This is a genomic window from Streptomyces milbemycinicus, from assembly GCF_002154605.1.
GTDB lineage: Bacteria > Actinomycetota > Actinomycetes > Streptomycetales > Streptomycetaceae > Streptomyces > Streptomyces milbemycinicus.
Genome location: NZ_MUNE01000801.1, coordinates 1 through 1,454 on the forward strand (window position 1 = coordinate 1; position 1,454 = coordinate 1,454).

At 78.5% G+C, this 1,454-nt stretch carries 1 protein-coding gene; it reads left to right on the forward strand.

Annotated elements, in window-relative coordinates; translation table 11 throughout:
* A partial coding sequence (locus CCN51_RS46600; RefSeq protein WP_107426263.1) for a DoxX family membrane protein occupies window positions 1-1,142 on the forward strand: 1,142 nt, incomplete at its 5' end.
* Window positions 1,143-1,454: the final 312 nt, after the last annotated feature.

A 1,454-nucleotide genomic window follows, 5' to 3' on the forward strand; every position in this document is an offset into this window, starting at 1 on the left:
GCGGGAGCGGGAGCCGGGGCGCCGAGGTGCCGCGCCCGCGCCGCCACGCCGAGTCCGTACGGCACGCCTACTACCCCGGCCGCCGGATGAACCTGGGCGTGGTGCTGCTCCCGCTGCGTGTCTTCCTCGGCCTCATCTCCATCTACGCCGGTATGGGCAAGCTCTCCGACCCGGTCTACTTCGACGGCGGCGAGCGCGGTTCGATGGTCACCTGGCTGCGTTCGCTGCACCCCTGGGCGATCGCCGAGCCGCTGCGCGACTTCGCGCTCGGGCATCCGGTGGGCGCGGGCCTGACGGTGGCCTTCCTCCAGGTCGTCGTCGGCGTGCTGACGGTGCTGGGGCTGTGGCAGCGGCTGGCGGCCTTCTTCGGCGCGTCGCTGTCGGCCGCGCTGATCCTGACCGTGAGCTGGCGGACCGTACCGGTGTACGACGCGCCGGACATCATCTACCTCGCCGCCTGGAGCCCGCTGATCATCGCGGGCGCCCCGGTGTACTCGACGGACGCCCGGCTCGCGGGCGAGGCGTGGCGGCGGCTCGGGCCGCGGGTCGGGCTGTGGGCGCTGCGGCGGCGGGTGCTGCGCCGGGGCGGCTTCATGGCGATGATCGTGGTCGGGGTGACGCTGCTGCTCGGCTCGATGCTCGGCGGCGCCGTACGGGCCTCGGAGACGGTGCGCGGACCGGAGCCGAGCGACACTCCGACGAACAACCTGCCCGGTTCGCCGCTGCCCCGGCGGGCCGATCAGAGCCCCAGCGGCGCCACCCGCGGCCCCCTCGGCGCGGGTGGGGCGCCGTCCCCGCGCGCCCCGCGGACCAGCCCGACCACCCCGTCGGCGGCCTCCTCCGAGGGCTCGCCCAGCGCATCGGCCCCGGCCGGCGGCTCCCACCGCCCCCGTCCGTCGCACAGCGGCGCGCGGACCGCCCCCGGGCAGCCGCGGCGGCCCGCCGCCGACCCGGAGACCACGGAAGGGCCGTCGTCGGCGGGTGCGCGGACCGGCCGGGGCGGCCGGGGCGGTCTCGGCATCGGCGAGGGCGAGACCTGGCCCGAGGCGGTCACAGGCAGCGGCGGCACGTCCGGCGACTCGTACGGCTACGGCGAGAGCTCCCCGGAGAGCGGCGGCGCCCTCGGCGGGCTCCTCGGCTGACGCGGCGGTCGGCTGACGCGCCGGTCGGCTGACGCGCCGCGATGTGGCGTCGCGCCACGGTCTCGCTGGTGTGCCGCGACCCGGCTGACGCCTCGGCCCGGCCCAGGCAGTGCCTGGGCCGGGCCGACCGCTGTCCGGGCGCGGCTGCCGCGGCGCGGCAGCCGCGGGGCGCGGCGCTCCTTAGCAGCGCACGGCTCCAGGGACTCGGCCGACCGCGGCGCCCGGGCCGCGGCCCGGATCATCACGCGCGTGAGCCGGCGCTCATGCGCGCTGCGCGGCGGGGGCCTGGCCCAGCGCGCCGTGCGGCGGGGA